This is a genomic window from Microbacterium sp. MRS-1 (genome assembly GCF_000585455.1).
Classification (GTDB): Bacteria; Actinomycetota; Actinomycetes; order Actinomycetales; family Microbacteriaceae; genus Microbacterium; species Microbacterium laevaniformans.
This window is the reverse complement of sequence record NZ_JAUF01000086.1, coordinates 1-21,803: the sequence shown is the minus strand read 5'-3', so window position 1 is coordinate 21,803 and position 21,803 is coordinate 1. Positions and strand designations below refer to the sequence as shown.

The window sequence follows — 21,803 nt, the reverse complement described above, 5'->3', positions numbered from 1 at the left end:
GTTGCTTTTCAGCCGAGGATCTTGACGAGTGTGCGCAGATTGCGCGTGGTCGTCGTCGGCTTGTACGCCGCGCGCCCGAGGAGCTTTCCGAACGGGGTGTCGATCGTCCGGCCGACCTCGGGGCTCCAGTACACCACCCCGATTCCGGGGTGCGTGGGGTCCTCCGCCGGGTCGAGGGATGCCGCGGCATCCACCAGCGCATCGCGCACGGCCACGTCGGTGCAGAAGACGACGTACGGTTGCCGGCTCGGCTCTGCCGCATCGAAGGGGTAGGCGGTGACGGCCGCGGCGAGCTCGTCGAGCGTCACGAGGACGATCCACGCGTCGTAGTCGAAGCGGTCACGCAGGGCCGCCTCGATGCGAGTCTTCAGCTCAGCGCGCCGGGCGACGTCGACATCGACCGTGAAACGGGCGTTGCCGCTGGCGAGCACCGTCTTCACCTCTTCGAATCCGAGCCCGCGCAGCAACGCCGCCAGCTCCGCGCTGCGGATCGTGATGCCGTTGACGTTCACGCCGCGAAGCAACGCCACCCAGGTCGTCATGCAGCCACGTTAGCCCGCCGCGCCGACACCGCGCGCGAGTCGAGGATCAGTGCGGCGGGCGCAGATCGCTGCGTGCGGTCGTTCCGCGGCAGCCGAGCTCGCCTGGCTGCAGGTACACGCGCGGCGCATACACCCGCTCGGTGCCGTCCACGCGGCGCACGAGCACGCACCTGCGCTCGGTGCCCATCGAGGCGCCGATCGCGCCGTCGGCGGTCCGCACGACCTCGAGGGGGGCGAGCTGCTCGTAGGGGCCGGTGGGCGCAGTGAGTCGGGCCAGGATCGCGCTCTCCAGCTCGCTCGTCGAGACCGTCGCGGAGGCGTCGGCGACCACGGCGAGGATCGCGTCGGCTGCCCCCTCGGGACCACGAAGACCGGAGAGGTGTCGGGCGGCGGCGTCACCGACCTCGCCCCGTCCGGGCAGTCGATCGCTCGGACCGTGCGGGGATCGCTCCACGGCCGATCGTTCGCGACCGGGCCGTATCTCGTGAAGTCGACGGCGTAGCACGACGTGCTCGACACGGTCTCGGCGGACCACATGCCGGTGCGGCGCGCGGTCATCTCAACGCGGAAGGACAGCGTGCCCAGCGGGTCGATCGGGTTCTGCGCGGTCTGCGGGGTGATGCCGATGAGCGTGATCGCGCTCCGGTCACCCGTGGCTTGCGCAGCCAGCCGCGCCCATCCGTCGATGTCGGGCGCCTGCCGATGCGAGATCTCGCCGATGAGGTCCGCGACCGCGTCGCGTGCGGCCGCGTCCGCCGCGTTCTCGTGGGCCGCGAACCGCGTGAGGACGATGACCGCGATCGCACCGGCCGCGGCGCTGCCGATCATCCGCGATGCACGTCGTGTCATGGCGCGATCCTCCGCATCCGCAGATGCGGGTCGCGGCATCCGCTCAGCTCGCGCGTGCGGCGACGAGATCGAGGAACAGCTCGTGGAACCGCGTCTCCCCCGACACCTCGGGGTGGAACGCGGTGCCGAACAGCGCTCCCTGCCGGACGGCGACGATCGCTCCGTCCAGAAGGGAGGCCAGCACTTCGACGGCCGGTCCGGTCTCCACCACCCGCGGCGCGCGGATGAAGGTGGCGGACACCGGCTCATCGAAACCCGCGACCGTGAGCTCCGTCTCGAAGGAGTCGATCTGCGAGCCGAAGGCGTTGCGCTGCACGGTGATGTCGATCCCTCCGAAGGTTTCCTGTCCGCGGATGCCGTCGGCGATGCGGTCCGCCAGGAGGATGAGCCCGGCGCACGTGCCGTACGCCGGCATCCCGCCTGCGAGGGCCTCACGGATCGGCTGCTGCATACCGAACGTCCGCGCCAGCTTGTCGATCACGCTGGACTCGCCGCCCGGGATCACGAGCCCCGAGACGGTTGCGAGCTCCTCGGGGCGGCGCACCGCGACGACCTCCGCGCCCAGCGTCTCCAGGGCCCGGACGTGTTCGCGGACATCCCCCTGGAGGGCGAGGACGCCGACCCGAGGCATCCCCGTCGTCACCATCCGCGCTCGGCGAGCCGGTGCGGGGCCGGCAGGTCGGCGACGTTGATGCCGACCATGGCCTCGCCGAGGCCGCGCGAGACATCCGCGATGACCTTCGGGTCGTCGAAGAACGTGGTCGCCTTCACGATCGCGGCGGCACGGGCGGCCGGGTCGCCGCTCTTGAAGATCCCTGAGCCGACGAAGACGCCGTCGGCGCCGAGCTGCATCATCATCGCGGCATCGGCGGGTGTGGCGACCCCGCCGGCGACGAACAGCACGACCGGGAGCGTGCCGGTCTCGGCGATCTCGGCGACGAGCTCGTACGGTGCCTGCAGCTCCTTGGCCGCGACGTACAGCTCGTCGCGGGACAGCGCCCCGAGCGCGGCGATCTCGCCGCGGATCTTGCGGATGTGCTTCATGGCCTCCGACACGTCGCCGGTGCCCGCCTCCCCCTTGGAGCGGATCATCGCCGCCCCCTCGGTGATACGTCGCAGCGCCTCGCCGAGGTTGGTGGCGCCGCAGACGAACGGAACGGTGAAGTTCCACTTGTCGATGTGGTTCACGTAGTCGGCCGGTGAGAGCACCTCGGACTCGTCGATGTAGTCCACGCCGAGCTCCTGGAGCACCTGAGCCTCGACGAAGTGGCCGATGCGCGCCTTCGCCATGACGGGGATCGATACGGCCTCGATGATGCCGTCGATCATGTCGGGATCGCTCATCCGTGACACGCCGCCCTGGGCGCGGATGTCGGCGGGCACGCGCTCGAGGGCCATGACGGCGACGGCGCCGGCGTCCTCGGCGATCTTCGCCTGATCGGGGGTGACGACGTCCATGATGACGCCGCCCTTGAGCATTTCGGCGAGTCCGCGCTTGACGCGGGACGAGCCGGTGACGGGAGTGGACACGGGTTTCTCCTTCGGGTGTGGACGTCGCTCGGGGCGGCGGAGCGGGATGCCGTAGCTATTGGCCTAGGCCAAAACGTAGCATGTCCTGTCACATACACTGATCACCGTGAACGCCGTCCCCGATGCCTCCTCCGTGCTGCGCATCGCCGGGGCCACCGCGACCGATATCGCCGACAGCGTGCGACAGAGGATCGAGCGCGGCGAGCTGGCGCCCGGCTCGGCACTGCCTCCGGTGCGAACCCTCGCCGACGAGCTGGGGGTCAATCGCAACACCGTCGTGTCCGCGTATCGTCTGCTGACGCAGGCCGGGCTCGTCGAGGCCCGCGGCCGCGCCGGCACGCGCGTCGCCGAACGCACCCCCGTGGCGCAAGAAGGCTTCGCACGCGGCACGGTGCTGCGCGACCTCGCGGCGGGCAACCCCGACCCGGCACTCATCCCCGATCTGCATCCAGCCCTCAGTCGCATCGCGGGTCGGCCGGTGCTGTACGGCGAACCCGTCATCGACCGCGACCTGGCAGCGTGGTCCGAAGAGTGGATGCGGGCCGCCGTCGGAGACGACCGCGCGCTGCGTCTCACGATCACGGGCGGCGCCTCCGACGCGATCGAACGTCTGCTCGCCCAGACGCTGACGCGCGACGATGCCGTGGCTCTCGAGGACCCGTGCTTCCTCGCGAGCCTGAACACGGTTCGCCTCGGCGGTTACCGCCCCATCGCCGTCCCCGTCGACGATGAGGGCATGACCGTCGCCGGGCTCCAGGCCGCGTTGGATGCCGGGGTGCGCGCCGTGCTGCTCACTCCTCGGGCTCAGAACCCCACGGGGGCGAGCCTCAGTGCCGAGCGCGCTGCGGCGCTGCGCACACTGCTGGCCGACCACCCGTATGTCCTCGTCATCGAGGACGACCATTTCTCGATGCTGTCGGCGCAGCCCTTTCACTCGGTGATCTCCGCGTCCCATCGGCGCTGGGCGCTCATCCGGTCCGTCTCGAAGTTCCTGGGGCCCGACATGTGTCTCGCCGTGGTCGCCTCCGACCCCGACACGGCCGAGCGGCTCGCTGAGCGCCTCAATCCGGGCGCGACGTGGGTCAGCCACCTCCTCCAGCGCGTGGCGCTCGAACAGCTCACCGATCCGGACGCCCTCGCGGCGGTGGCAGCGGCATCCGCCCACTACGCCGCGCGCAACCGCGCGGCCGCCGCGGCGTTCACCGCGGCGGGCGTCCCGGTGGTCGCGGGCGACGGTCTGAGCCTCTGGGTGTCGCTGCCGGTTCCGGCGCGCGCGGCATCCGAGCAGCTCATGCGTCGCGGATGGCTCGTGCGTCCGGGCGACGAGTTCGTGCTCGAAGGCGCGCGCGCCGCCCGCCATCTGCGCATCACCGTCCACGACCTCTCGGACGCCGATCTCGCGCGTCTGGCCACCGACCTGGCCGCGGCGATCCCCGCCGCAGCCGCGACCTCGAAAGCAGGATGATCGCCCGATGAAGATCCTCTCCATCCAGTCCGCCGTCGCGTACGGCCACGTCGGCAACTCGGCCGCCGTGTTCCCGCTGCAGCGCATCGGCGTCGAGGTGCTGCCGGTGTACACCGTGAACTTCTCCAACCACACCGGTTACGGCGCCTGGCGCGGTCCGCTCATCGCCCCCGACGACGTCCGCGACGTCATCACGGGCATTGAGGAGCGGGGCGTGTTCGGGGAGATCGACGTCGTGCTCAGCGGCTATCAGGGCGGGGAGGGCATCGCGGACGTCATCCTCGATGCGGTGGCGCGCGTGAAAGCGGCCAATCCTGCGGCGGTGTACTCCTGCGATCCCGTGATGGGCAACGCCAAGAGTGGGTGCTTCGTCGCTCCGGCGATCCCCGTGCTGCTCCGCGATCGCGTCGTGCCGGCGGCCGACATCATCACGCCCAACCAGTTCGAGCTCGGCTTCCTCACGGAAACCGAGCCGACGGACCTCGCCTCGACGCTCGCGTCGGCGGATGCCGCGCGCGCGATGGGCCCGCGCACCGTGCTCGTCACGTCGGTCGAGCGTCCGGATGCCCCCGAAGGCACGATCGAGATGCTTGCCGTGACCGATGACGGCGCGTGGATCGTGCAGACGCCGCGCATCCCCATGAAGGCGAACGGGTCGGGCGACGTCACGGCGGCGTTGTTCACGGCCCACTATCGTGCGAGCGGCGACGCCGCAGATGCGCTGGCGAAGACCGTGTCGAGTGTGTACGACCTACTGCAGACGACGTTCGACTCCGGGCAGCGCGAACTGCAGCTGGTCGAGGCGCAGGAGTTCTACGCCCACCCGCGCCTGCAGTTCCCCGTCACCCGGGTGCGCTGAGGTTCGGCGTTTCGACTCGGCGCTGCGCGCCTCGCTCAACGACCGGGACTTCGCGCCCTTCCCCGGTCGTTGAGCGAGCGCAGCGAGTCGAAACGCCCTGCCTGGTCAGACCAGCTCGTATGGCCAGCGCACACCGAGCTCGGGCGAGATCGCATCCAGTGCGGCGAGGGTGCGCTCCACGGCGGCATCATTCGCCTCGTCGAACTGCTCGAGCGCGTGCAGCACGTGCCCCACCATCAGCCACTGCGTGATCGAGAGGTGCATCGGCGCGAAGCGCGACACGGCCCGTTCGCCGTCGACGTGGTCGAAGAACCAGACGTCGCCACGCGGACCGAGCCACCACTCATCGCCCTGGCCGTTGTCGCCGACGAGCACCCATCCCCGTGGCACCTCGAGGTCGACCCAGTACAGCGGGTCCTGACGCTCGCGCGTCTCTGCCTCGGCGCGGCGAGCGTCGAACGCGGTGATGTCTCCGCACAACTCCACAGTGGATGCCGGGAGCGTGCGCAGGCGCCGCGCGTCGACCGTGAACGGCTCCGCGCCGTCGTCCGGACCGCCCGGGCTCACGCCGCCGGCCAGGCGGCCGCGACGGCCTCGCGAACCTCGCCGAGCAGCTGCGGCAGCGCCTTCGTACGCGCGATGATCGGGAAGAAGTTCGCGTCCGAGCTCCACCGCGGAACGATGTGCTGGTGCAGGTGCTCGTCGACCCCCGCGCCGGCGACCGCGCCCTGGTTCATGCCGATGTTGAAGCCGTCGCAGCGCGAGACCTCGCGGAGCACCCGCATCCCGGTCTGTGTGAGAGCGCCGATCTCGGCGACCTCCTCCGGCGTGGCCTGGTCGTACGTCGCGATGTGGCGGTACGGGCACACCAGCATGTGACCCGAGTTGTACGGGAACAGGTTCAGCAGCACGTAGGACGTGACACCGCGGTGGACGATGAGCCCCTCGGCATCCGACTTCTGCGGCGCGGCGCAGAACGGGCAGCCCGAGCCCCGGAGGGCATCGGCGCCCGTGTTGATGTAGGCCATACGGTGCGGCGTCCAGAGCCGCTGGAAGGCGTCGGGGACGGCCGCGAACGTCGCGGCGTCCTCGAGGGCGGCGTCGGCGTTTCGACTCGCCTCCGGCTCGCTCACCGACCGGGCCCTCTCACGCCAGGTCCTCGGCGGTGTTGACGAGCAGCTTGCCGGCGATCGCGGCGACGATCTTGTCGATCGCCTCATCCACCGGGATGCCGTTGGTCTGCGACCCGTCACGGAAACGGAACGAGACGGTACCGGCGGAGCGGTCCTGCTCCCCCGCGATCAGCTGCAGCGGCACCTTCTGGGTGGTGTGCGTGCGGATCTTCTTCGGCATCCGATCGTCGGAGTGGTCGACCTCGGCCCGCACGCCGGAAGCGCGCAGGCGCGCGACGATCTCATCGAGGTAGGGCGCGAAGTCGTCCGCGACGGGGATGCCGACGACCTGCACGGGCGCGAGCCACACCGGGAAGGCGCCCGCGTAGTGCTCGAGCAGGATCGCGAAGAACCGCTCGACCGAGCCGAAGAGCGCGCGGTGGATCATCACCGGGCGGTGCTTCTCGCCGTCGGGGCCGGTGTACTCGAGCTCGAACCGCTCGGGCTGGTTGAAGTCGAGCTGGATGGTCGACATCTGCCAGGTACGGCCGATCGCGTCGCGCGCCTGCACCGAGATCTTCGGCCCGTAGAAGGCGGCGCCGCCCGGGTCGGGCACGAGCTCGAGCCCGGATGCCTCGGCCACCTCGCGCAGGGTTTCGGTCGCCTCCGTCCAGAGCTCGTCGGCGCCGATGAACTTCGGGTTGCCGTCTTCCTTCGTCGACAGCTCCAGGTAGAAGTCGTTGAGGCCGTAGTCGCGGAGGGTCTGCAGCACGAAGTCGAGGCTGTGGGTGAGCTCGCCCTTGACCTGGTCGGCCGTCACGTAGATGTGGGTGTCGTCCTGGGTCATGCCGCGCACGCGCGTGAGGCCCGAGAGGGTGCCGCTCTTCTCGTAGCGGTACACCGACCCGAACTCGCTGAGGCGCAGCGGCAGCTCGCGGTAGGAGCGGCCGCGCGAGCGGAAGATCAGGTTGTGGAACGGGCAGTTCATGGGCTTCAGGTAGTACTCCTGGCCCTCGCGGCTGACGTGACCGTCGGCATCCACGACCTCGTCGAGCACCATGGGCGGGTACATGCCGTCGGCGTACCACTGCAGGTGGCCGCTCGTCATGAACAGGTCGCCCTTCGTGATGTGCGGCGTGTTCACGACCTCGTAGCCGCTGGCGAGCAGACGCTCGCGCATGTAGCGTTCGATCTCGTAGCGGATGATGCCGCCCTTGGGGTGGAAAACGCTGAGGCCGGGGCCGATCTCGTCGGGGAACGAGAAGAGGTCGAGCTCCTTGCCGAGCTTGCGGTGGTCGCGCTTGGCCGCCTCTTCCAGACGCTGCTGGTAGGCGCGCAGCTCGTCTTTCGTGGGCCACGCGGTGCCGTAGATGCGCTGCAGCTGCGGGTTCTTCTCGCTGCCGCGCCAGTAGGCGCCGGCGACGCGGGTGAGATCCCAGCCGTTGGCGACATAGCGCGTGCCGGGAACGTGAGGCCCGCGGCAGAGGTCGCGCCAGACGACCTCGCCGTCGCGGTTGACGTTCTCGTAGACGGTGAGCTCGCCGGCGCCGATCTCCACCGAGGCGCCTTCTGCGGCGTTCGCCCCGGAGCCCGGGCCGCCCGCGAGCGAGATCAGCTCGAGCTTGAACGGCTCGTCGGCCATGAGCTCTCGCGCCTCGGTCTCGTCGACCACGCGGCGGACGAAGCGCTGGTTCTCGCGGACGATGCGCTCCATCTCCTTCTTGATGGCCTTGAGGTCCTCGGGAGTGAACGGGTCGACGTTGCCGAAGTCGAAGTAGAAGCCGTCGGTGATCGGCGGGCCGATGCCCAGGTTCGACTGCGGCTTGATGCGCTGCACGGCCTGAGCCATGACGTGCGCGGTGGAGTGGCGCAGGATCGACAGGCCGTCGGCGCTGTCGATCAGAACGGGCTCGACCGCGTCATCGGCCGTGACGATGGTCGAGAGGTCTTTCAGGTCGCCGTTGACGCGCAGAGCGACGACGGAGCGGTCGGGGAACAGGGCGAAGCCGTCGGCGGGATAGGTCACGTCCGCCGCGGGTGAGACATCGGTCAAGGGAAGGTCTCCAGAAGAGGGATCGGATGGGGTGCTCAGCTTCGGGCGCCGTGCGCCCTGCCCGCTCAGGCCCAGATCGTTCGTACGCCGGGCGTGCGCGCGCCGGTCGCGAAGGCGGTGATCCGGCTCAGTTCCATATGTGCAGTCTATCGCCGCACGGGACGGGTCGATGAGGGTCCATGATGGATGCCGTGATGCTTGCCGTGATCGGAGCGGTGCTCCTGCTCCTGGGCGGCGCAGCCGTCGTGTTCGGAGTTCTTCCGCTGGATGCGGCGCTGGAGATCGGCGACCGTGTGTGGCCGATCCTCCTGTTCGTCGTCGCCGTGACGATCGTCGCCGAACTCGCCGCCCGGGCCGGCGTGTTCGACGCCGCCGCAGCGCGCCTGGCGCGACTGTCGCGAGGTCGGGTGATCCTGCTGTGGCTCATGGTGGTGGCGTTCGCCGCCGTCGTGACGGCGTTCCTGTCGTTGGACACCACGGCCGTGCTCTTGACGCCGGTGGTCGTCGCGGTCGCCCGCGCCAATGGGCTCTCGCCGATGCCCTTCGCCTTCGCGACCGTGTGGCTGGCCAACACCGCGTCGCTGTTCCTGCCGGTCTCCAACCTCACCAACCTGCTCGCCGCGCATCGGCTCGGCGATCTCGACGCGCTCGGCTTCCTGGGCCTTCTGGGACCGTCGGCGATCATCGCGACGGTCGTCACGGTGATCCTGCTGTGGCTCACGAACCGACGTGACCTGCGGGGTCGCTTCACCCCCGCCCGTCCCCCGCGGGTGTCCGACCCCGTGCTCCTGCGGATCTCCGCCGTCGTGCTCGTCGTCATGATGCCGCTGCTGGTCGTCGGCATCCCGCCGTGGATGCCGGCGCTCGGCGCCGCCGTCGTGCTCGCCGCCGTCTTCGCCTGGCGCTCGCCGACGGCGCTGCGCTGGGCGCTCGTGCCGTGGCAGCTGGTCGTCTTCGCGTCGGGGCTCTTCCTGGCAGTCGGTGCGGCCGAGGCGCTCGGGTCGGGCGCCCTCCTTGCCGCGGCGACCGGTTCGGGAGAAGACCTCGTCTCGCTCTGGCAGGTCGCCGGGGTCGGCATGCTGGGCGCGAACGTGGTCAACAACCTGCCGGCCTACCTTGCTCTCGAATCCGCCGCAGGCTCCCCCGTGCGGCTCGCCGCTCTGCTCATCGGCGTCAACGCGGGTCCGCTGATCACGCCGTGGGCGTCACTGGCGACCCTGCTCTGGCACGAGCGTCTGCACGCCGTCGGCGTCGATGTGCCCTGGAAGCGCTACATCCTCTTGGGTCTGGTCGTCGCCCCGCTCACGGTGGCGCTCGCCGTCCTCCCGCTGGCGTTGCACTGACGACTGCTCACGCAGACGCGCGTTCGACTCAGGCGACGGTGAGGTCGACCTGGATCTCGCCGGCGAGGGCTTCGAGTGCGGCGGTGAGCGTCTCGGCATCCGCCGCCGCCGGCAGGCTGACGGTGACGGTCGCCTCGAACAGCGTGCCGCCGGCCATGGGGGCCTCGAGGGTGCGGCTGCGGAAGGTGTCGATGCTGAGCGTGTGGGCGGCGATGGCGGCGGTGACGTCGCGGACGATGCCCGGGCGGTCGTTGCCCAGGACGGTGAACGAGACGGTGTGAGGCGCATCGACGGATGCCGCGGCCGGCGCGTCGTGCGTCGTCACACGCAGCAGCCCGTCGAGGCCGCTGAGGGCGCTCGTGAGGGCCTGCTGCTGGTCGTCGGGCACCGCGACGAGCACGATGCCGGCGAAGGCGCCAGCGAGTTCGGCGAGCTCGCTCTGCTCCCAGTTACCGCCATGATCGGCGATGGTGCGGGCGAGAGCGCTGACGAGTCCGGCACGATCGTCGCCGACGACAGTGAGCACGAGGTGGGCCATGCGGCGAGCCTAACGCTCAGGCTGCGGAGGGTGCGAGCGTTGCTGCGCGACGCCACGCCGGACGCCATGACGTCCTCTCGGATCGGGTGTGGCTACGGTGAGAGGGTGAACGGTCTGGGGACCATCACGATCGCAGAGCAATCCCCCGAGATGAACTGCGCAAGGCGGGACGTCAGATGCAAACGTCCCGCCTTTTCGTTGCCTCGCGGGATCGCAACACCCTATGGTGATCGTGATGGCCTGGGGGTCATCGAGTTCCACTTTCGATAGCTGATGCGAGCTATGGAGAGGCGGGTCGCAGTGCCGCGTCCCGCCTCTCTGCGTTTCCGGCTCTGCCCATGGTCCCGGCGCGGTCTGCACACGTTGCGCCGCACCTTCCGGGCACAAAAAAAACCCGGCTAACCGGGGCTTATTCTGTGCGCGATACTGGGATCGAACCAGTGACCTCTTCCGTGTCAGGGAAGCGCGCTACCGCTGCGCCAATCGCGCCTGTACAGGCTTGTTCAGTTATGAGGCGAGGTGGCGACGGGATTCGAACCCGTGTAAACGGCTTTGCAGGCCGGTGCCTAGCCGCTCGGCCACGCCACCGTGTGGATTAACCGTGTGGTTTGACCCCACGTGCCGTGATCGTTTCGAAAAACGATCCCTGCACTCGAGCGGATGACGAGACTCGAACTCGCGACCCTCACCTTGGCAAGGTGATGCGCTACCAACTGCGCTACATCCGCATGCTCCCTGGTTGCCCCGGGAACTTGATCGACTTTAGCCGACTATTTCGCCATCGCAAAACCGAGCGCCGCCCGCGCGTGTCTCGCGGTCTGGGCGGCCACAGGATTCGTGTCAGCGCCCGGCATCCGGTAGCATCGAGTCTCGGCCCGCACGGGTCTTGGGCGATTGGCGCAGTTGGTAGCGCGCTTCCTTCACACGGAAGAGGTCATCAGTTCGAGTCTGGTATCGCCCACCACGAAACCCCCGGCCCCGCCGGGGGTTTCTCTATTCACGGCGAACAATCGAACACCCGGTGGCGCTGACGCGTAGCGTCACGATCGTGAGCGTCTCCCCCGGCATCCGCGTGACGCTGGTGGTCGTCGCCCTCTTCAATCTGGCATCGTCCGTTGCCGGGTGCGTGCTCCTCGTGCTCGTGGGCGGCGACCGTGTCGGAATGCCGCACGAGTGGCTCGAGCGCACGCCCTTCTCGTCGTGGGTGTGGCCGGGACTCATCCTCGGCGTCATCGTCGGCGGCTCTCAGCTGCTGGCGATCGTCGCGCAGCGAGGGCGATACTCCATCGCATGGGGGCTGCACGCGGCATCCGGTCTCGTGATGATGATCTGGATCTTCGTCGAGATCGCCCTGCTGCTGGTCTGGTCCCCGATGCACGGCATCTACTTCACGACCGGGCTCCTGCAGACCGTGCTCGCCGTTCTCGCCCTCGGGGCCTGGCCACGGCCGTTCCTCGCCCGGATGCCGAGATGATCTCGCACCGGCACGGGAAACACGGCCGATACGTCCGCCTGACAAACTGGCGTGATGACCACCGCGCGGATCATCATCCTGTTCGTGCTCGCGGCGATCGCCGAGATCGGCGGGGCCTGGCTCATTTGGCAGTCGGTCCGTGAGAACCGGGGGTGGCTGTTCGCCGTGCTCGGGGTGATCGCCCTCGGCGGCTACGGGTTCGTCGCGGCTTTCCAGCCCGACGCACACTTCGGGCGTGTGCTCGCGGCGTACGGTGGAGTCTTCGTCGCCGGCTCCCTTGCCTGGGGAATCGTCATCGACGGCTTCAAACCCACGCTCTGGGACTACATCGGCTCGGCTGTGGCGCTTCTCGGAGCCGCGATCATCATCTTCGCCCCCGCACTCCAGCGCGGGGCGGAGTAGCCGGCACCGGGTGCGCCGGGCCGCTCAGACCTCGCTCAGCCAGCCGTAGCGACCCTGAAGTGCCGCGGCGACCCCCGCGAACCGTCGACGGTCCAGGGCTGCGGCCTCGCGTCGCATCCCGCGCACGTGCACGCTGTAGAGCTGCTCGATATCGACCCACGACGGCCGGCCCTGCGAGTCCCACGCCCCGGTGCCGATGGAGAGGTAATCACGGTCGCCATCGTGGGCCTTGCTGGTCAAACGCACCGCGAACACCCGGTCGGCGCCGTCGTGGCCGATCACCAGGACGGGGCGGTCCTTGCCGCGCCCGTCGTTCTCCTCGTACGGCACCCAGGTCCACACGACCTCCCCGGCATCCGGAGCCCCGTCACGCTGTGGGGCGTATCTGATCGTCAGACCGCCACGCGCCGGCGGGCGGACCTCGCGTGTCGCCGTCTGTCCGTCCTGACCGGGGCTGAGCGTCGTGGGGGCGGTGGGCCGCGACGGCCCCGGCGTCCTCGCGGGCGCCGAGGGGCGGGAGCGGCCACCGAAGAGGCCGAGAATCCCCCGGACGAGCGATGTCAGAGTGCCGCGTCCGTCGCGAGATGCCATGGCTTCACGCTACCAATCGCTGTCGGATGTGTTCGCACACGCCGAAGGGGCGCCGGATCGTGAGATCCGACGCCCCTTCGAGGGATTCGTGTCAGTCGACGAGCGCGTAGCCCTCTTCACCGTGCACGACGGTGTCGATGCCGGCGATCTCGTCCTCGTTCTTGACGCGGAAGCCGATCGTCTTCTCGATGATGAAGCCCAGCACGTAGGCGACCACGAAGGAGAACACCAGCACGGTGACGGCAGCGATCGCCTGGAGGATCAGCTGGTCGGCGTTGCCGCCGAGGAACAGGCCCGTGCCCGTGGCGAAGAAGCCGAGGTACAGCGTTCCGATCAGACCACCGACGAGGTGGACGCCCACGACATCGAGCGAGTCGTCGAAGCCGAGACGCCACTTGAGCTCCACCGCGAGGGCGCACACCGCGCCGGCGATGACACCGAGCAGCAGCGACCAGCCCGGTGCCAGGTTGGCGCAGGAGGGCGTGATGGCGACGAGACCCGCGACGGCACCCGAGGCGGCGCCCACGGCGGTCGGCTTTCCGTCCTTCAGCTTCTCGACGATCGCCCAACCGAGGATGGCGGCAGCGGTCGCTCCCAGCGTGTTCAGGACGATGAGGCCGGCAGGCGATCCGACCCCGGCGATGCCGGAGAGGATGTCACCGCTCGTGCCCTCGGGGGCGGCGTAGAAGGCCGCGGCGCCGGCGTTGAAGCCGAACCAGCCGAACCACAGGATCGCTGCTCCCAGCATCACCAGCGGCACGTTGTGCGGCTTGTGGATGCCCTTCTGGAAGCCGACGCGCTTGCCGAGCACCAGGGCGAGAGCGAGCGCGGCTGCACCGGCGTTGATGTGGACAGCGGTTCCACCGGCGTAGTCGATCACCTCGGTCGAGAAGCCCAGGGTGGTTCCGAGGTTGAAGATCCAGCCGTTGGTGTTCCACACCCAGCCGGCGACGGCGAAGTAGTCGATCGTCGCGAAGAAGAACGCGAAGATCATCCACGAGCCGAAGCGGGCGCGGTCGGCGATGGCGCCGGAGATGAGGGCCACGGTGATGATCGCGAAGGTGGCGCCGTAGGCGACGGCCGTGAGGTTCACGGTCGCGTTCTCACCGGTCGCCATCGCGCCGAGGCCGAAGTCGGAGAAGGGGTTGCCCAGGATGCCGCCCCACCAGTCGGCGGTCTGCATGTTGTATCCGTAGAGGATCCAGAGCACCGCGACGAGACCCATCGCGCCGAAGCTCATCATCATCATGCTGATGACGCTCTTCGCCTTGACGAGGCCGCCGTAGAAGAAAGCCACGCCCGGCGTCATAAAGAGCACGAGAGCCGTAGCGGCGATATACCAAGCGAGATTTCCGCTGTCCATGAAGGTCCTCACTGATGTGTTGTGTAACTCGGACCGGGTCGCCGCGGTTTCGGGGTCGGGACGTCCCAGCGCACTCAGTGTTGCGGTACGCGGTTACCGCCGGTATCCGCGTCGTGTTTCGCGTTGGTTACGCGCGCCGCGTCCAGGTAAACATCACGTTTCGGGGTGGCGGGCATCGCCGCTGAGGGCGATCAGGAATGCGTGAGCGCGTTGAGGCGCGAGATCGCGCGCAGGTATTTCTTGCGATAGCCGCCCGCGAGCATCTCTTCGCCGAAGACCTCGTCGAGGGGGCGACCGGTCGCGCGCACCGGGATCTGCGCGTCGTATGCCCGGTCCACGAAGGCGACGAAGCGCAGTGCGGCGGACTGGTCCTGAAGAGTGATCACGTCACGCAGGCCGATCATCGACAGGTTCTCGATCAGGCGCACGTAGCGCGAAGGGTGCACGGTCGCGAGATGGCGGATCAGTTCGGCGAACGCGTCGTCCGAGACGACACCGGATGCCGCGGCGCCATCGATGGCCGCGCGGTAGGCGGCGTCGTCGCACACCTCGGCGTGCCCATCGAGGGCGCGCTGACGGTAGTCGGTGCCGTCGATGCGGATGGTCTCGAAGCTCGATGCCATGGCGTGGATCTCGCGGAGGAAGTCCTGCGCGGCGAATCGCCCTTCGCCGAGCGCATTGGGCGGGGTGTTCGATGTCGCCGCGAGCCGCGTTCCGGTGGGGACCAGCTCCCCCAGCAGTCGGGTCATCACCATGGTGTCACCCGGGTCGTCGAGCTCGAACTCGTCGATGCACAGCAGGTCCGCTCCGCGGAAGAGCTCGACCGTCTTCTGGTACCCGAGTGCTCCGACCAACGCGGTGTACTCGATGAACGATCCGAAGTACTTCCGTCGCGCCGGCATCGCGTGATAGATGGCCGCGAGCAGATGGGTCTTGCCGACGCCGAACCCGCCGTCGAGATACACGCCCGGCTTCATCTCCGGCACCTTCTTCGCACGACGGAAGAGTCCTCCGCGTTCTGCCGGTCCTCCGCCGAGACTGAACGAGATGAGTCGCTCCTTGGCCTCCTGCTGCGAAGGAAACGCCGGGTCTGCGCGATACGTGTCGAACGTGGCGCCGTCGAACTGCGGCGGCGGTACCAGCGCGGCGACCATCTCTGCGCCGGACACCGCCGGCTGACGATCGACGAGGCGAATCGTGCCGGAGTCGGTGGATGTCATCGTTCTCCCTCGTCGACCGCCGGTGCGCCCACCAGGTCGTGTGCGCGCAGCCAGTCGCCGATCGCGTCGGTCCAGCGCTGCTGGTCGTAGTTCCAGAGCTTCGTGTGACGCGCCGTGCGGAACACCTGCAACTCGACCAGGTCGGGTCGGGCATCGGCCAGGCGGTGCGAGGCGCTGGACGGGACGAACCCGTCGTCATCGCTGTGCAGGATGAGCACGGGATGGCGCAGTTCTGCGGCACGCGCCACGATGTCGAGTCGGTCGAGCGGAATCGCTCCGTCGGCGCCGATCGCGGGCGCCGCCCATCCCGTGCGCAGTGCTCCCATCGCCAGATCGGTGACGGGCGCGGGCACGTGCAACGCCTTGGCCTGATAGGAGAGGACGGTGCGCCAGTCCACCACCGGCGAATCGAGGATGACGCCGACGATCTGCTCGCGGTGCGCGGAGCCGAGCGACGTCTGCAGCGCGATCGCGCCGCCCATCGACCAGCCCATGAGCACGATGCGGCGGGCGCCGTGTCGCAGAGCCCAGCTGACGGCGGCATCCACATCGCGCCACTCGGTCGCGCCGAGCGCGTAGGCTCCGGCACGGCTGCGCGGAGCGTCGCCGTCGTTGCGGTACGACACGACGAGCGACGTGATGCCCAGAGCATGGAACACCGGCACGGCACGCAGGCATTCGGCACGCGTCGTGCCGCGTCCATGGATCTGGATGACCCAGGTCTCGTCGTCGAGGTCGCTCGACGGCTCTGCCGGGAACAGCCACGCCGGGCAGGCGCCGATCGCCGCCGGCACGTGCTCGCGCGTGAACGGCAGATGCAGTTCCTCCGGGCGCTGGTAGTACCAGCCGCTGAACGCCGCGTCGGCATCGAGGCTCGACTGACCGCCGACCTGCGTGAGCAGCTTCCGCTTGACGGTGTCGCCGTCGCTGGCCAGCACCGAGCCCACCTTGAGATAGTCGGCGGAACCGGTCGTGAACAGGCCGTAGCGTCCGGGCAGCACCGTGTCGGGCGTGCGTGCCAACGTGATCGTCTGCGCGGACACGTCGATGTCGACGATGCGCGTGTCGGGGACGCGCGTTGACGGGGTGACCACTCGACGTGCCATGCGCAGTGCGACGGCGAAAGCCATCGCGGCCGTCGCGAACAGGGCCGCAGCGAGGGAGAGGGCTAGCATCCGCAGGGTGGCCGGAGCGCCGATTCGTGAGGCGCCGAGGGCGGCGCGCCTGGGTGCCTTCATCGTGGGCCCATCCTAGTCTGTGACCGTGGATGACACCCGTCCCGCCGCTGAGACACCGGCCTTCGCACGCGCCGCAGAGCAGCTGCGGTCCCTGACTTTCCGGTCTGACTTCTCCGTGCGCGAGATCGCCGCTCCGACGAGTCTCGCCCCGGAGGCGATCGCCTTCGCGGGTGACGTCCGTCCGGATGCGGACGGGCTGGATTCGCCCTACGGCACCGGGCGCTTCGTCCTCATGCACGACCCTGCCGAACCGGACGCATGGGGTGGGCCGTGGCGTATCGTGTGTTTTGCGCAAGCTCCACTCGAAGCCGAGATCGGCGTCGACCCGCTGCTCGCGGACGTCGCCTGGTCGTGGCTCGTCGATGCGCTCGAGGCGCGCGGCGCGGCCTTCCATTCGGAGTCCGGTACGGCGACCAAGACCCTGTCGAAGGGGTTCGGTTCGCTCGCCGCCGAGGGCGACGGGGCGCAGATCGAATTGCGGTCGTCCTGGACGCCCGCCGGTGACCTGACGGCCCACATCGAGGCGTGGGCGGAGCTCGTGTGCATGTTGGCGGGATTGCCGCCGGGATCAGAGGGCATCGCCGTGTTCGGCTCGCAGCGGGGTGCATCAGGAAGGGGAACGCGTGGCTGAGTACGACGTCATCACGGATGCCGCCGGCCTCGCCGCCGCCGCCGACGCGCTCGCCGCGGGCACCGGCCCGGTGGCCGTCGACGTGGAGCGCGCATCAGGCTTCCGCTACTCGCAGCGGGCGTATCTCATCCAGGTGTACCGGCGCGGTGCCGGCGTCTTCCTCGTCGACCCTCCTGCGGTGGGCGATCTGTCGCCGCTGCAAGAGGCGATCGGAGACATCACCTGGATCCTCCACGCCGCTAGCCAGGACCTGCCCTCCCTTCGGGAGGAGAACCTCGAGCCGCCTCAGATCTTCGACACCGAACTCGCCGCCCGTCTTCTCGGGCATGAGCGCGTGGGCCTCGGCGCGGTCGTCGAGGACACGTTGGGAATCACCCTCGCGAAGGCGCATTCCGCGGCGGATTGGTCGACGCGTCCGCTGCCTCAGCCCTGGCTCGAGTACGCCGCGCTGGATGTGCTGCACCTCGTGGATGTCTTCGAGGTGCTGCGCGACGAGCTCGAGGAGCAGGGGAAGACCGACATCGCGGCTCAGGAGTTCGAGACGGTGCGTACGCGGCCCGTGAAGCCCGCTCGCGAGGAGCCCTGGCGGCGCCTCAGCGGTCTGCACACCGTCCGCGGTCGCCGAGCGCTGGCGATCGCGCGAGCCCTCTGGATCGCCCGCGAGGAGTACGCGCGTGAGCAGGACACCTCGCCCGGTCGACTCGTTCCCGATCGCGCTCTGGTGGCCGTCGTCATCGCCGACCCCAAGACGAAGCAGGATCTGGCGCGCGTCAAGGACTTCACTGGCCGCGCGAGCCGCAGTCAGCTCGACCGGTGGTGGGCCGCGATCGAGGCCGGCCGCGCCGATCCCGCGTTGCCCGCGGAGCGCGCCTCCGGCGATGGAATGCCGCCTCCGCGGGCATGGGCGGAGCGCAACCCGGCGGCGGACCTCCGGCTGAAGGCGGCGCGCCCGCTCGTGGAACAGCTTGCCGTCGACCTGCGAATGCCGACGGAGAACCTTCTGACCCCCGACACCCTGCGGCGGGTCGCGTGGGCTCCCCCGGCCGAGATCGACGCGGCATCCATCGGCGAAGCGCTCGCGGCCCATGGCGCGCGTCCGTGGCAGATCGAGACGACGGCGAGGGTCATCGCCGGCGCGTTTGTCGAATCCGTGCAGACCACCGAGGCTGCCTCCGACCTCGCGTCGTAGAATCGTTCCAAGCGTTTCCGTGAGACTGAGTTTCACCGTACGCTGGACTGAATCTCAACCCTTGGAGGCAGTGTGGCCGAGCTCTCGGACGTCTACTTCGTCGATGGAATGCGCACCCCGTTCGGTCGCGCCGGCGAGAAGGGCATGTACTGGAACACCCGCGCGGACGACCTCGCCGTGAAGGCGACGATCGGACTGATGGCGCGGAACACCGCGGTTCCCGCCGACCGGGTCGACGACGTCGCGATCGCCGCGACGAGTCAGACGGGCGAACAAGGCCTCACGCTCGGGCGCTCCGTGGCCATCCTCGCAGGCCTTCCGCAGACCGTGCCGGGCTTCGCGATCGACCGGATGTGCGCCGGCGCCATGACGAGCGTCGCCATGATGGGCGCCTCGATCAGCGCCGGCATGTACGACGTCGCCCTCGCCGGCGGCGTCGAGCACATGGGCCACTACCCCATCGGCGCAAACGCCGACCCCAACCCGCGGTTCGTGGCCGAGAGGATGGTCGACCCGGGTGCGCTGAACATGGGCGTGACGGCCGAGAGAATCTTCGACCGGTTCCCGCAGCTCACCAAGGAGCGCTCCGACCGCTTCGGCATGCTCAGCCAGCACAAGGCGCAGGCGGCATACGAGGCCGGCAAGTTCCAGCCCGATCTGGTGCCCGTCGCGGTGAAGGATGCCGAGGGCAGCTGGGGCCTGGCGACGGAGGACGAGGGCCGTCGCCCGCAGACCACGATGGAAGACCTCGCCGCGTTGAAGACCCCGTTCCGTCCCCACGGGCGGGTCACCGCCGGCACGTCCTCACCGCTCACGGACGGGGCGACGATGTCGCTGCTCGCCGGGGGCGGCGCCGTCAAGGAACTCGGTCTCACCCCGAAGATGCGCATGGTCTCGTTCGCCTTCGCCGGAGTGCAACCGGAGATCATGGGCATCGGCCCGATCCCCTCCACCGAGAAGGCGCTCAAGAAGGCGGGTCTGACCATCGCCGACATCGGGCTGTTCGAGCTCAACGAGGCCTTCGCGGTGCAGGTCATCTCGCTTCTGGATCACTTCGGCATCGCCGACGACGACCCGCGCGTCAACCAGTGGGGCGGGGCGATCGCCCTCGGCCACCCGCTGGCCGCGTCGGGCGTGCGCCTGATGATCCAGCTCGCCGCGCAGTTCGCCGAACGCCCCGACGTCCGCTATGGCCTCACGGCCATGTGCGTGGGGCTCGGCCAGGGCGGGTCGGTCATCTGGGAGAACCCGCACTACAACGGTCGCAAGCGCTGAGAGGACGACGGACATGACGAACTACGACGAGATCGACTTCTCCCCGCTCACCGCACTCGCAGACGGTGAGGTCGTAACCCACTCGCGCGTGCGTGACATCACGTTGCCCTCGGGCAAAGTGCTCGCACTGATCACGCTCGACAACGGTCGCGACCACACGCGCCCCAACACCCTCGGGCCGGCGACCCTCACCCAGCTCGGAGAGACGCTGGCGGCACTCAAGGCCCGCGCCGCCGCCGGCGAGATCCAGGCCGTCGGCATCACGGGCAAGCAGTACATCCTCGCCGCCGGCGCCGATCTCTCCGACATCACTCGGGTGGGCTCGAAGGATAACGCCCGACTGGTCGCGCAGCTCGGCCACAAAGTGCTCGGCTCGCTCGGCGATCTCGGGGTGCCCTCCTTCGCCTTCGTGAACGGCCTCGCTCTCGGAGGCGGCCTGGAGATCGCGCTGAACTCGACGTACCGCACGGTCGATGCCTCGGCAGCCGCGATCGCGCTGCCCGAGGTGTTCCTGGGCATCATCCCCGGCTGGGGCGGCGCGTACCTGCTGCCCAACCTGATCGGCATCGAGAACGCGCTCGAGGTTGTCATCAGCAACCCGCTCAAGCAGAACCGCATGCTGAAGCCGCAGCAGGCGTTCGACTACGGGATCGTCGACGCGATCTTCCCCGCGGCGACCTACCTCGAGAGCTCCCTGGCCTGGGCCGACGCGGTGCTCACGGGCGCCGTCAAGGTCGAGCGCAAGAACGAGCCGGGCAAGATCGAGCGCCTCACCAAGTGGCCCATCGCCATCAAGATGGCCCGCGGCATGCTCGAATCCAAGATCGGCACCGTCCCCCGCTCCCCCTACGCCGCGCTCGAACTGCTCGACAAGGCCAAGAGCGGCACGAAGGCCGAAGGCTTCGCGCGGGAAGACGAGGCTCTGGCCGATCTCGTCACGGGCGATCAGTTCGCGGCATCCATGTACGCCTTCGACCTCGTGCAGAAGCGGGCGAAGCGACCCGTCGGCGCCCCCGACAAGGCACTCGCGAAGAAGGTCACGAAGGTCGGCATCATCGGTGCCGGACTCATGGCGAGCCAGTTCGCCCTGCTGTTCGTGCGCAAGCTCCAGGTGCCGGTGCTCATCACCGACCTGGATCAGGCCCGCGTCGACAAGGGTGTCGCCTACATTCACGACGAGATCGGCAAGCTCGAGGCCAAGGGCCGCCTCGATGCCGATGCGGCGAACAAGCTGCGCACGCTCGTGACCGGGACGACCGACAAGAGCTTGTACGCCGATTGCGACTTCGTCATCGAGGCCGTCTTCGAGGAGGTCGGCGTCAAGCAGGCCGTCTTCGGTGAGATCGAGAAGATCGTCGCCGAGGATGCGATTCTCGCGACCAACACCTCGTCGCTGTCGGTCGCGGAGATCGGCTCGAAGCTCGCGCACCCCGAGCGGCTCGTCGGATTCCACTTCTTCAACCCGGTCGCGGTCATGCCGCTGATCGAGATCGTCAAGACGTCGGACACGACGGATGCCGCGCTGTCGACCGCTTTCGTGGTGGCGAAGGGCCTCGGCAAGAACGCGGTGCTGACCGCGGATGCCCCCGGCTTCGTCGTCAACCGTCTTCTGGCCAAGGTCATGGGCGAGGCGGCCCGCGCCGTCTATGAGGGCACTCCCGTCGCGGATGTCGAGAAGGCGTTCGCGCCGCTCGGCCTGCCGATGGGGCCGTTCCAGCTGATCGATCTCGTCGGCTGGAAGGTCGCTGCGCACGTCCAAGACACGATGGTCCATGCGTTCCCCGACCGCTTCTACGCGAACGAGAACTTCCATCAGCTCGCAGAGCTGCCGGAGGTCGTCGAGAAGGACAAGGGCGGACGGGTCACCGGTTTCACCAAGGCCGCCGAGAAGGCGCTGAAGGGGCATGTTGCGTCGGCCCCGGCATCCGCCGACACGATCCTGCGCCGCGTGCAGGACGGCTTGGCCACCGAGATCAAGCTGATGCTCGACGAGGGTGTCGTGCCCGAGGTCGAAGACATCGACCTGTGCCTCATCCTGGGCGCCGGCTGGCCGTTCATCGACGGCGGCGCCTCACCCTACCTCGACCGCGAGGGCGCGTCGGAGCGGGCGTTCGGCGACACCTTCCACC

The 21,803-nt window shown here is 69.0% G+C and carries 21 protein-coding genes and 4 tRNA genes; 10 read left to right on the top strand and 15 right to left on the bottom strand.

Going from position 1 to position 21,803, the window contains the following annotated elements; all coding sequences use genetic code 11:
* Positions 1 to 8: 8 nt before the first annotated feature.
* The 4 genes from AS96_RS13345 to pdxS form a co-directional block, all read right to left on the bottom strand.
* Positions 9 to 542, bottom strand: coding sequence for a DUF1697 domain-containing protein (locus tag AS96_RS13345; protein ID WP_036290676.1), 534 nt, complete (start codon positions 540 to 542; stop codon positions 9 to 11).
* 46 nt (positions 543 to 588) lie between these two features.
* Positions 589 to 996 carry a hypothetical protein gene (locus AS96_RS15785; protein WP_231477268.1) on the bottom strand — a complete coding sequence of 136 codons (408 nt, stop codon included), beginning with the start codon at positions 994 to 996 and terminating at the stop codon, positions 589 to 591.
* 438 nt (positions 997 to 1,434) lie between these two features.
* A complete protein-coding gene (pdxT, locus tag AS96_RS13335) occupies positions 1,435 to 2,037 on the bottom strand; it encodes a pyridoxal 5'-phosphate synthase glutaminase subunit PdxT (RefSeq protein WP_036290674.1) in 603 nt (200 codons plus the stop codon).
* The gene (gene pdxS, locus AS96_RS13330; RefSeq protein ID WP_005049522.1) at positions 2,031 to 2,921 is read right to left on the bottom strand and encodes a pyridoxal 5'-phosphate synthase lyase subunit PdxS; all 891 of its coding nucleotides are present in this window, start codon (positions 2,919 to 2,921) and stop codon (positions 2,031 to 2,033) included. The genes pdxT and pdxS overlap by 7 nt, the downstream gene beginning before the upstream one ends.
* A 106-nt stretch (positions 2,922 to 3,027) precedes the next feature.
* On the opposite strand from pdxS, the gene AS96_RS13325 reads away from it, so the two are divergent.
* Together AS96_RS13325 and pdxY are read left to right on the top strand one after the other, a co-directional pair.
* Positions 3,028 to 4,386, top strand: a complete 1,359-nt coding sequence (locus AS96_RS13325; RefSeq protein ID WP_036290671.1) for an aminotransferase class I/II-fold pyridoxal phosphate-dependent enzyme — start codon at positions 3,028 to 3,030, stop codon at positions 4,384 to 4,386.
* 7 nt (positions 4,387 to 4,393) lie between these two features.
* On the top strand, positions 4,394 to 5,245 hold the full coding sequence (pdxY, locus tag AS96_RS13320; protein WP_016465235.1) for a pyridoxal kinase PdxY: 852 nt from the start codon (positions 4,394 to 4,396) through the stop codon (positions 5,243 to 5,245).
* A 105-nt stretch (positions 5,246 to 5,350) separates the two neighbouring features.
* Here the strand turns inward: pdxY and AS96_RS13315 are convergent, their stop codons facing one another.
* The 3 genes from AS96_RS13315 to thrS are packed head-to-tail and all read right to left on the bottom strand — an operon-like array spanning position 5,351 to position 8,410.
* Positions 5,351 to 5,812, bottom strand: a complete 462-nt coding sequence (locus AS96_RS13315; RefSeq protein ID WP_036290668.1) for an SMI1/KNR4 family protein — start codon at positions 5,810 to 5,812, stop codon at positions 5,351 to 5,353.
* Positions 5,809 to 6,378, bottom strand: coding sequence for an HIT family protein (locus AS96_RS13310; protein WP_036290666.1), 570 nt, complete (start codon positions 6,376 to 6,378; stop codon positions 5,809 to 5,811). Before AS96_RS13310 ends, AS96_RS13315 begins: the two co-directional genes overlap by 4 nt.
* A 13-nt stretch (positions 6,379 to 6,391) precedes the next feature.
* Complete coding sequence (gene thrS, locus AS96_RS13305) at positions 6,392 to 8,410, bottom strand: threonine--tRNA ligase (protein ID WP_036290663.1); 2,019 nt, start codon at positions 8,408 to 8,410, stop codon at positions 6,392 to 6,394.
* A gap of 182 nt (positions 8,411 to 8,592) precedes the next feature.
* On the opposite strand from thrS, the gene AS96_RS13300 reads away from it, so the two are divergent.
* Positions 8,593 to 9,753 (top strand): SLC13 family permease, encoded by a 1,161-nt coding sequence (locus AS96_RS13300; protein ID WP_081768069.1) that lies wholly within the window; start codon positions 8,593 to 8,595, stop codon positions 9,751 to 9,753.
* Between the two features lie 28 nt (positions 9,754 to 9,781).
* Here AS96_RS13300 and AS96_RS13295 read toward each other — a convergent pair whose 3' ends face one another.
* From AS96_RS13295 to AS96_RS13280, 4 genes are all read right to left on the bottom strand, one after another.
* Positions 9,782 to 10,291, bottom strand: coding sequence for a glycine cleavage system protein R (locus AS96_RS13295; RefSeq protein WP_036290657.1), 510 nt, complete (start codon positions 10,289 to 10,291; stop codon positions 9,782 to 9,784).
* 417 nt (positions 10,292 to 10,708) lie between these two features.
* Positions 10,709 to 10,780 (bottom strand) — tRNA-Val (locus AS96_RS13290).
* A 28-nt stretch (positions 10,781 to 10,808) separates the two neighbouring features.
* Positions 10,809 to 10,879, bottom strand: a tRNA-Cys gene (locus AS96_RS13285).
* Positions 10,880 to 10,946: 67 nt separating this feature from the next.
* Positions 10,947 to 11,019, bottom strand: a tRNA-Gly gene (locus AS96_RS13280).
* A 160-nt stretch (positions 11,020 to 11,179) separates the two neighbouring features.
* Between AS96_RS13280 and AS96_RS13275 the strand changes: the two genes are divergently transcribed.
* The 3 genes from AS96_RS13275 (at position 11,180) to AS96_RS13265 (ending at position 12,167) form a co-directional block, all read left to right on the top strand.
* Positions 11,180 to 11,255 (top strand) — tRNA-Val (locus AS96_RS13275).
* Positions 11,256 to 11,339: 84 nt separating this feature from the next.
* Positions 11,340 to 11,765, top strand: a complete 426-nt coding sequence (locus AS96_RS13270) for a hypothetical protein (RefSeq protein ID WP_005049514.1) — start codon at positions 11,340 to 11,342, stop codon at positions 11,763 to 11,765.
* Between the two features lie 54 nt (positions 11,766 to 11,819).
* On the top strand, positions 11,820 to 12,167 hold the full coding sequence (locus AS96_RS13265) for a YnfA family protein (protein ID WP_005049513.1): 348 nt from the start codon (positions 11,820 to 11,822) through the stop codon (positions 12,165 to 12,167).
* A 24-nt stretch (positions 12,168 to 12,191) separates the two neighbouring features.
* Here the strand turns inward: AS96_RS13265 and AS96_RS13260 are convergent, their stop codons facing one another.
* From AS96_RS13260 to AS96_RS13245, 4 genes are all read right to left on the bottom strand, one after another.
* Positions 12,192 to 12,758, bottom strand: a complete 567-nt coding sequence (locus AS96_RS13260; protein ID WP_005049512.1) for a type II toxin-antitoxin system PemK/MazF family toxin — start codon at positions 12,756 to 12,758, stop codon at positions 12,192 to 12,194.
* A 91-nt stretch (positions 12,759 to 12,849) separates the two neighbouring features.
* Entirely contained in the window at positions 12,850 to 14,121 is a 1,272-nt protein-coding gene (locus AS96_RS13255; protein WP_016465228.1) for an ammonium transporter, read from the bottom strand.
* 191 nt (positions 14,122 to 14,312) lie between these two features.
* The gene (zapE, locus tag AS96_RS13250; RefSeq protein ID WP_036290653.1) at positions 14,313 to 15,341 is read right to left on the bottom strand and encodes a cell division protein ZapE; all 1,029 of its coding nucleotides are present in this window, start codon (positions 15,339 to 15,341) and stop codon (positions 14,313 to 14,315) included.
* Positions 15,338 to 16,579: an alpha/beta hydrolase gene (locus AS96_RS13245; RefSeq protein WP_005049508.1), complete on the bottom strand. Its 1,242-nt coding sequence runs from the start codon at positions 16,577 to 16,579 to the stop codon at positions 15,338 to 15,340. The genes zapE and AS96_RS13245 overlap by 4 nt, the downstream gene beginning before the upstream one ends.
* A 25-nt stretch (positions 16,580 to 16,604) precedes the next feature.
* On the opposite strand from AS96_RS13245, the gene AS96_RS13240 reads away from it, so the two are divergent.
* From AS96_RS13240 to AS96_RS13225, 4 genes are all read left to right on the top strand, one after another.
* A complete protein-coding gene (locus tag AS96_RS13240) occupies positions 16,605 to 17,210 on the top strand; it encodes a DUF3000 domain-containing protein (protein WP_036290729.1) in 606 nt (201 codons plus the stop codon).
* Entirely contained in the window at positions 17,203 to 18,399 is a 1,197-nt protein-coding gene (locus AS96_RS13235; protein ID WP_016465224.1) for a ribonuclease D, read from the top strand. The genes AS96_RS13240 and AS96_RS13235 overlap by 8 nt, the downstream gene beginning before the upstream one ends.
* 72 nt (positions 18,400 to 18,471) lie before the next feature.
* Positions 18,472 to 19,674, top strand: coding sequence for a thiolase family protein (locus AS96_RS13230; protein WP_036290650.1), 1,203 nt, complete (start codon positions 18,472 to 18,474; stop codon positions 19,672 to 19,674).
* Positions 19,675 to 19,687: 13 nt separating this feature from the next.
* Positions 19,688 to 21,803: 3-hydroxyacyl-CoA dehydrogenase NAD-binding domain-containing protein (locus tag AS96_RS13225; protein ID WP_036290648.1), on the top strand; the 2,116-nt coding region annotated here is incomplete at its 3' end.